The sequence below is a fragment of the Kingella denitrificans ATCC 33394 genome (genome assembly GCF_000190695.1).
Taxonomy (GTDB): domain Bacteria; phylum Pseudomonadota; class Gammaproteobacteria; order Burkholderiales; family Neisseriaceae; genus Kingella_A; species Kingella_A denitrificans.
The window spans coordinates 153,343-161,011 of the sequence record NZ_GL870929.1 but is presented as its reverse complement, the minus strand read 5'-3'; the positions used below and the strand labels follow the sequence as shown (position 1 = coordinate 161,011).

The following is a 7,669-nucleotide window of genomic DNA, read 5'->3' as shown; positions in this document are numbered from 1 at the left end:
AATTTTGCTCAAACTGTTCGGCGCTGACTTGGTGCTGCCTGAAATTACTGAACAGCGTGCCGCCGACAAAGGTCCAACCGTTGATGTGCACGGTTTTGCCCGCGCGCAGATAAGGCGCATCGTGCAACTGCAGGCGCACATCGCTCATGTTTTCATGATAATAATCGTGATTGCCCAGCACAAAGACATAGGGCTTGCCCGCCTCGTTGCAGGCTGCCTGAAACTGCCGCATGGCGGCCAAGCCGTTACCGAAATCGCCGGCGTAGGCAATCACATCGGCTTCGGGATGAAGGGTATAGGGGCTGCCGTGGGTGTCGGAAAGGAGCTGGATTTTCATGAGGATATGGTTTCAGGTAGCCTGCAACGGGAGATGGGAAACGGTTCGCCGGTATTGTATCATTCCATCTGAAATCGTTTGACACGATTGGCGCCGAGTATCGGCGTTGATGGTTCACGCTCATCCATCATTCATTAGGAAGCCCCCTTATGCCGACACGCACCGTCCAACTCAACTACATCTCCGATATCCACTTGGAATGGCTGTTCGACAAACGCGGGCTGCTGCAAACCGATGTGTTAGACGAAATCTACCGTCCCCTGTTCCGATGCAACAGGCAGCCTGTAACGCAACACAATCTGTTGATGATTGCCGGCGATTTGACCGAGGCCAGGAAGTTCCACTATTTCTTGCCGTTCCTGGAAAGCGTGATTGCAGAAAACGGCTTTGACCGAGTATTTTATGTGATGGGCAATCACGAATATTACGGCGACGCGCTGCATAAGGTAGTCGGACGGATTCAGGCGGCTTTGGACGGCAGCCCGATACTGAAAGCGCACATGAGCATCCTGCATAATCAGTGTGCGACGCTCGACAACGGGCGCGTGCAGATAATCGGCGCACCGTTTTGGTATCAGGTGGCGCATGGGGACGAATATGCGGTGGCACAAAGGTTGAGCGATTACCGCTACATCAAGGTCAAACGCGGCAATCGTTACGCCAAGCTGCTGTATCGCGATGTGCTGGCGGCACATCATCAAAGCGTGTGCTTTATCGAAGACACGCTGCGTGCCAGCCCGTCCGGTGTACAAAATATCCTGTTCACCCACCACCCGACCAGCCGCCTGTTCGGCGATGCCGACCTGGGCTACGGCACGGTACTGCCTGCACGCTGGGCGGAGGATGCGGAAATCGGGCTACCTGAAAAGCTTGCAGCCTGCATCCACGGCCACGCCCACCAACACCTGCCCGTGTGTTACGCCAACGAATACGGCATTATCCAAGCATAAGCCCCTTGGTCTCAGATTATTGTATTTTCCATATCAACCAAAAATTCAAGCACACAATGCATTGGGTCGATGGAAATGCGTCGGATAAAGTGCAGGCTGCATTGATTGCTCGGTAAAAGAGCGCCAATCCTCATCACTTCGAAAACAGAAAACCCTTGCTTTATTCAAGCAAGGGTTTCGACAATCTGGCACGCCCACGGGGAATCGAACCCCGGTTACCGCCGTGAAAGGGCGATGTCCTAACCGCTAGACGATGGGCGCGGATAAAAAGATTTTTGGCGCACCCGGAGCGATTCGAACGCCCGACCCTTTGGTTCGTAGCCAAATACTCTATCCAACTGAGCTACGGGTGCAGCAAAGATGAGGATTCTATGCCGATTGAACAGCCGTGTCAAGTGGTTTTTACAGAAAAACGGTGAAAATGTATAATGCGCGCGGTAAAAACGGCATTCAGTAAACCAGCATGACAGCGAATTTGGACAATTTGGCGCAATTTTTCCGACGATGGGACAAGCCGGTGGTGATTTTGGATTTGGAAACTACGGGCGGGAATTTTCAACGCGACCGCATCACGGAAATTGCATTTCTGCATTTTTGGCAGGGCGAAATCACGCCGGTGTCGCGTTTGGTCAATCCGACCATTCCGATTCAGGCATTCGTAAGCCAACTGACGGGCATTGACGATGCAATGCTGCAGGATGCGCCGCTGTGGGCGGAGCTGCTGCCAGATGTGCTGCCGTATTTGCGCGGCAGCCTGCTGATTGCGCACAACAGCCGTTTCGATTATACATTTTTGCGGCAGGAATGCCGGCGTGCGGGCGTGCCTTTTGCCGCTTCGGCATTGTGCAGCGTGCAGTTGTCGCGCAAGCTGTATCCGCAGTTTCACAAACACAGTTTGGACAGCATTATCGAACGGCATGGCTTGCCGATAGATTCGCGCCACCGTGCCATGTCGGACGTGGCGGCGCTGGCGCAGTTTTTGCAGTTGGCGCTGCATGAAAAAGGCGCGGGGGCTTGGATGCAGTTTGCCGGACAATTATATTCGCCGCGCCTGCCGCCGTCGCATCTGCCGCCCAAAGTGCAGGCTGCTTTGCCGCTGTTTGCCGATGATTTCGGTATTTCGATTTGGCGCAACGCTGCGGGCGAGGTATTGAATATCTTGCCCCACGAGCATGCGTACCGCGAAGTAGTGGCATTATTGTGCAGGCTGCCTGCATGGGCGGCAGGCGTGGCGGAGATTGCGTTTGAAGCGGCCATCGGCAGCCTGCACGCCGCGGTTTTGTGCGCGGAACGGCGGCTAGCGTTTGGCGGCGTGCACAATGAAGCCACCGGCTACCACACCGTGCGATGGGCGCAGGCCGACAATGGCGCGCTGCAAGCACAGATTCGCCCTTTGAGTGCAGGCTGCTTTTCCGCGCCGCCGTGCGGTTTGTTCGCCTATCCCAAACAGGCAAAACGCCTATTGTCCGCATGGGCCGCCGCGCACGGTTTGTGCCCGCGGCTGCTGAATATCCTGCCGACCAGCATTCCCGCAGACGCACCGTGTCCCGTGGTGGCGAGCGGGCAAACGTGTTCGGATGCGTGCATGCACAACGATATTGCCGCCCACAACCGCGCTGTGCAGGCTGCTTTGACCGATTTCCCGCTGGGCGACTGGGGCAAAAATGCATGCTTGCAGATTACCGAAACGGACGAGCTATCCCGGCGGCAACACACATGGCAGTTCCACAGCGGCGCCCTACTCCGGCACGACGGACGCTGGTATGTGGACAAGGACATCATCCAAATCGTCAGACACAAAATCAAACAAAAGGACGAAGGGGTGCAGGCTGCTTTCTAATGCCCGATTCGGCACAAAAAAGGCATTCCCAAAATCACGGGAATGCCTTTTTGCCTTATGATGCGGAATCAGCCGTTGATGGACGCATTCACAAACGCTTCCAACTGCGGCTTCGCCAGTGCGCCGGAACGGTTTGCCAGCACTTTGCCGTCTTTCAGCACCACCAGCGTGGGAATGCTGCGGATACCGAATTGCGCAGGCACCACTTGGTTTTCATCAACGTTCATTTTCACGACTTTGACTTTGCCCGCCCATTCTTGGGCCAGCTGGTCCAAAATCGGCGCAATCATTTTGCAAGGGCCGCACCAAGGCGCCCAAAAGTCCAACAAAACAGGCTCGGCAGCCTTCAATACTTCCGCTTCAAACGTTGCATCGGTTACATGGATGATATGTTCACTCATTTGTGTCCCTTTTCTATCAATGGATTGGATAACGCGCATAAGATAAAGCTTTTGCCGCAATAATTCAAGACACCGGCGGCAATGATAGCTTTTGCATATTTGCCGCATAGCGAATTTTCTTGACTTTTGCCGCAATGAATTTATAATCCTCCGCCTTACGCGCCCATCGTCTAGAGGCCTAGGACACTGCCCTTTCACGGCGGCAACCGGGGTTCGAATCCCCGTGGGCGTGCCAGATTTTCAAAAACCCTTGCCCATCTCCAGCAAGGGTTTTGTCCTTTCATTCAATCCATCACGCCGCGCTCAAAAAGAGTTTGTACGCCGCATTATCCGTCTGCACTTCATAAGCATAACCCAAATTTTCCAAAAATGCGTTAAAGGCCGCCTCATCGCTGTCCGGCACATCAATGCCCACCAGAATGCGCCCGTAATCCGCACCGTGGTTGCGGTAGTGGAACAGCGTGATGTTCCAGTCGGTCTGCATGGCGTTCAGGAATTTTGCCAATGCTTTCGGGCGTTCCGGAAACTCGAAGCTGATGACGCGCTCGTTCTGCACTTTGTGCGTGCGCCCGCCCACCATATAACGCAAATGCACCTTGGCCATTTCATCGTTGCTCAAATCGATATTGGGCAGTTGTGCGGCATTGAGTTCGCTGCGGATATGCTCGCGGTCGGCGGCACCGGCGGTCTGTATGCCGACAAAAATATGCGCCACGTCGTCATCGCCGTAACGGTAATTGAACTCGGTGATGTTGCGCGCGCCCAGCGTGTTCACAAACGCACGGAAGCTACCTGCACGTTCGGGAATGCTGACGGCGAAAATCGCCTCGTTGCCCTCGCTCAATTCGCTGCGTTCGGACACATGGCGCAGGCGGTGGAAATTCATGTTCGCGCCCGAAGTGATGGCCACCAGCACGGCGTTTTCGCACTGGTTTCGGGCGATATAGGCTTTCAGCCCTGCCAATGCCAGCGCGCCCGAAGGCTCGCAAATGCTGCGCGTATCGTCAAACACGTCTTTCAGCGCGCCGCACACGGCATCGGTGTCCACCGTGATAATGTCGTCCAGCAAATCGCGACACATGCGGAAGGTTTCTTCGCCCACCAGCTTCACCGCCGTGCCGTCGGCAAACAGCCCGACATCTTTCAGCTCCACGCGTTTTCCTGCGGCAATCGATACTTTCATGGCGCAACTGTCGTTGGTTTGCACGCCGATGACTTTGATTTCGGGGCGCACTTGTTTGATAAACGCCGCCACGCCCGCCGCCATGCCGCCACCGCCAATCGCCACAAATACCGCGTCTATCGGTTTGGCGTGTTGGCGCACGATTTCCATGCCGATCGTCCCCTGCCCTGCAATCACGTCGGGGTCATCAAACGGCGGGATGTAGGTCAAGCCGCTTTCGGCCACCAGCTTCATGGCATGGTCGTAGGCATCGTTATATGAAACGCCGGCCAATACTACATTGCCGCCGCGCGCTTTCACGGCGTCGATTTTGATGTTCGGCGTGGTTTCGGGCATGACGATGGTGGCGGAGCAGCCGAGCTTCTGCGCGGATAGCGCCACGCCTTGTGCATGATTGCCCGCGCTGGCGGTAATCACGCCTTTTTTCAGCAATTCGGGCGGAAGCTTGGCCATTTTGTTGTATGCGCCGCGGATTTTGAACGAAAACACAGGCTGCAAATCTTCGCGTTTCAGGTAAATTTTGTTATTGAGGCGGCGGGAAAGGTTGGCGGCGAAATCCAGCGGGGTTTCGATGGCGACATCGTAAACGGAGGACGTCAGGATGCGGGTGAGGTAATCGTAATATTCGGGAAATTGGTTGATGCTCATGATAATGGCGCGGCGGTTGTGTAAAAAAGGAAAAGGTATAACCTTAACGCTTCGTGTGGGCAAAATCAAGTTGCGGCGCGCAGTTTGGACGGGTGCAGGCTGCTTTTGTTGCGTTGCTTCGGGTCAAACCGATAGGACGGCGCAAGCCCTATCCCACACGCCCGTTTTCTCGGAAGCGCCCATACCACGCGCCATCTCGGCTATAATACGCCGCTTATCGTTTTATCCGACCAAACCGTTCACAATGAAAAAATGCTTTTCTTTCGGCGTGCTGCTGGGTTTGTGGCTGCCCGCCGCCATTGCCGCCAAACCTGCGCCCGCACCCGCCAAAGTGCAGGCTGCTTCCGAAGTGCAGGCTGCTTCTGCACCGCAAGCGCCTCTGTCCTTGTCCGCCACGCAATCCGCACCGCATATTCAAGCCGCGGCCTATGCCGTTTATGACGCACAAAGCCGCCAAGTGCTTGCGGAAAAAAATTTCGCCCTGCCCATCGAACCCGCTTCCTTAACGCATTTGATGGTGGCCTATCTGGCCTTCAAAGCGCTGGACGCGCAAACCATCACGCCCAAGCAAGAATGGACGGTTTCCGAAAACGCGTGGAAAAGCGCGGGCAACCGCATGTTTTTGGAGCGCGGCGGCAAGGCCAATACCATCGACCTGCTGCACGGCATGCTGATTTTGTCGGGCAACGATGCGGCGCTGACCTTGGCCGAAGGCATGGCGGGCAGCGAATCGGCCTTTGTGGCGCAGATGAACGCCGAAGCCGAACGTTTGGGCATGCGCCAAACCCATTTTGAAAACGTGACCGGCCTGCATTCGCCCAAACATGTCAGCAGCGTGCAGGATTTGCTGATTCTGTCGCAGGCGCTGCTGCGCGACTTTCCCGACTATTACCAAATATTCGCCAAAAAAACATTCACCTACAACAAAATCACCCAACCGAACCACAACCTGCTGCTGTTTCGCAACGACGACGTGGACGGCCTGAAAGCCGGTTATTCCGACATTGCGGGCTACCACCTGATTACCGGCAGCCACCGCAACGGGCGGCGCATTTTCAGCATCGTGATTGGCGCAAGCAGCAACGAAGCCCGCGCCATCGAAAGCCGCAAGCTGCTCAATTACGCGCTGGAAGCCTTCGACACGCAGAAAATTTACGCCGCCAACACCAAAATCACCGAACTGCCGGTGCTGGACGGCAGCCACACCCGCATTGAAGCAGGCACGGCGCAAGATGTTTATTTAACGTTTCCGCGCCATTCGCCGCAGCCGCCCGAAATCAAAATTTCCGTGCCGAACGTGGCGCACGCGCCCGTGCAAAAAGGCCAAACGCTGGGCATGCTGCAATTGTACGGCGGCGGCAAACTGCTGACGGAACAGCCGCTGATTGCGCTGGACGATATGCCGTCCGCAGGATTTTTCGGGCGGCTATGGAGTTACGTTTGGTATTGGTGGAAATCGTAACCCTTTGATTTAATGATGTGCAGGCTGCTTTTTCCGTTCAATCAAAGCAGCCTGCACACAACCCGAAGCCCAACCCCATGCAAAAACTGATTGACGAAGCCTATGCCCTGTTTGCCGATTATCCCGCCCGCTTCCCGCTCAACGTCTGCACCTGCAACTGCTGCATGAGCGAAGACGAACAGCGCGAACTGCTGCGCTTTCCGTTGGCGGAAATCCCCGAAGGCTGGGTTTGTGCTTATTTGGGCTGCGTGCCGCTGGACGACGTGCCTGCCGTGGTGGCGGACATGAAGCACTTTCTGCCGCGCATCGCCCAAGGCATCGTGCGGCGCGAAGAAGTCCGCATCCTGACCGAAGCCACGCTGGACAAACTCCACGCTGACCGCACCGATTTATGGCAGCCCGAAGAGCTGGACTGGCTCAACCGTTTCGCCACCGCGTGGCTGGAACACGTTTTGCGCCATGGCGAATACGATGATGAAATTAAGGAAACGCTGGAAATGTTTGCCAGAGCGGGATTGCCCATGCCGCCGCTGTTGGATTTGTGGACGCGGCACGCCCACAGCCTGCCCGCCCTGCGCGCCTTCGTGGAATTGTATCTGGCCGTCCCCTACGGGTATCAGCTTCCCGACCCCGGCTGCGACATGAAGGCCTCCCGCGAAGCCCTGCTGGCATGGTTCGCCCACCCGAACACCGCCGCCCGCTTTCATGCCGCCTTGGAACAGGTGCTGCTTGCAGGGCGCGAAGACCCAAGCGAAACCCTGCTTTGGGAACAATGCTACGACTGGCTGGCACAGAAACGCTGAATCCGCCGAAAAAGCAGCCTGCACCCCGTTTGGCTTTTCCCATAA

Annotated in this window: 7 protein-coding genes and 3 tRNA genes; 5 read left to right on the top strand and 5 right to left on the bottom strand. The window is 56.0% G+C overall.

The genetic code is table 11. The annotated features are described in order from the left end of the window. On the bottom strand, positions 1 to 337 hold a 337-nt coding region (locus tag HMPREF9098_RS11895), incomplete at its 3' end, for a metallophosphoesterase family protein (protein ID WP_174254468.1). Positions 338 to 486: 149 nt separating this feature from the next. Between HMPREF9098_RS11895 and HMPREF9098_RS00770 the strand changes: the two genes are divergently transcribed. Continuing rightward, entirely contained in the window at positions 487 to 1,287 is an 801-nt protein-coding gene (locus HMPREF9098_RS00770) for a metallophosphoesterase (protein WP_003781011.1), read from the top strand. Between the two features lie 186 nt (positions 1,288 to 1,473). Here the strand turns inward: HMPREF9098_RS00770 and HMPREF9098_RS00765 are convergent. Together HMPREF9098_RS00765 and HMPREF9098_RS00760 are read right to left on the bottom strand one after the other, a co-directional pair. After that, positions 1,474 to 1,548, bottom strand: a tRNA-Glu gene (locus tag HMPREF9098_RS00765). 15 nt (positions 1,549 to 1,563) lie between these two features. Then, positions 1,564 to 1,640: transfer RNA gene (locus HMPREF9098_RS00760), tRNA-Arg, on the bottom strand. Between the two features lie 110 nt (positions 1,641 to 1,750). Between HMPREF9098_RS00760 and HMPREF9098_RS00755 the strand changes: the two genes are divergently transcribed. Further along, a complete protein-coding gene (locus HMPREF9098_RS00755) occupies positions 1,751 to 3,127 on the top strand; it encodes a 3'-5' exonuclease (protein ID WP_040564130.1) in 1,377 nt (458 codons plus the stop codon). A gap of 68 nt (positions 3,128 to 3,195) precedes the next feature. Here the strand turns inward: HMPREF9098_RS00755 and trxA are convergent, their stop codons facing one another. Further along, on the bottom strand, positions 3,196 to 3,528 hold the full coding sequence (trxA, locus tag HMPREF9098_RS00750) for a thioredoxin (RefSeq protein WP_040564129.1): 333 nt from the start codon (positions 3,526 to 3,528) through the stop codon (positions 3,196 to 3,198). A 159-nt stretch (positions 3,529 to 3,687) separates the two neighbouring features. Here trxA and HMPREF9098_RS00745 point away from each other — a divergent pair. Then, positions 3,688 to 3,763, top strand: a tRNA-Glu gene (locus tag HMPREF9098_RS00745). Between the two features lie 57 nt (positions 3,764 to 3,820). On the opposite strand, the gene ilvA is transcribed toward HMPREF9098_RS00745, so the two are convergent. After that, positions 3,821 to 5,359 (bottom strand): threonine ammonia-lyase, biosynthetic, encoded by a 1,539-nt coding sequence (gene ilvA, locus HMPREF9098_RS00740; RefSeq protein WP_003781003.1) that lies wholly within the window; start codon positions 5,357 to 5,359, stop codon positions 3,821 to 3,823. On the opposite strand from ilvA, the gene HMPREF9098_RS00735 reads away from it, so the two are divergent. Beyond that, entirely contained in the window at positions 5,352 to 6,821 is a 1,470-nt protein-coding gene (locus HMPREF9098_RS00735) for a D-alanyl-D-alanine carboxypeptidase family protein (protein WP_003781001.1), read from the top strand. The two genes, ilvA and HMPREF9098_RS00735, sit on opposite strands and share 8 nt — an antisense overlap. A 77-nt stretch (positions 6,822 to 6,898) precedes the next feature. Continuing rightward, a complete protein-coding gene (locus HMPREF9098_RS00730) occupies positions 6,899 to 7,624 on the top strand; it encodes a hypothetical protein (protein WP_003781000.1) in 726 nt (241 codons plus the stop codon). Positions 7,625 to 7,669 lie beyond the last annotated feature (45 nt).

Bases quoted from the DNA above. Each gene is read 5' to 3' on its own strand.
- HMPREF9098_RS00755 (WP_040564130.1), top strand. From the start codon at position 1,751: ATGACAGCGAATTTGGACAATTTGGCGCAATTTTTCCGACGATGGGAC.
- HMPREF9098_RS00770 (WP_003781011.1), top strand. From the start codon at position 487: ATGCCGACACGCACCGTCCAACTCAACTACATCTCCGATATCCACTTG.
- HMPREF9098_RS00735 (WP_003781001.1), top strand. From the start codon at position 5,352: ATGCTCATGATAATGGCGCGGCGGTTGTGTAAAAAAGGAAAAGGTATA.
- ilvA (WP_003781003.1), bottom strand. From the start codon at position 5,359: ATGAGCATCAACCAATTTCCCGAATATTACGATTACCTCACCCGCATC.
- HMPREF9098_RS00730 (WP_003781000.1), top strand. From the start codon at position 6,899: ATGCAAAAACTGATTGACGAAGCCTATGCCCTGTTTGCCGATTATCCC.
- trxA (WP_040564129.1), bottom strand. From the start codon at position 3,528: ATGAGTGAACATATCATCCATGTAACCGATGCAACGTTTGAAGCGGAA.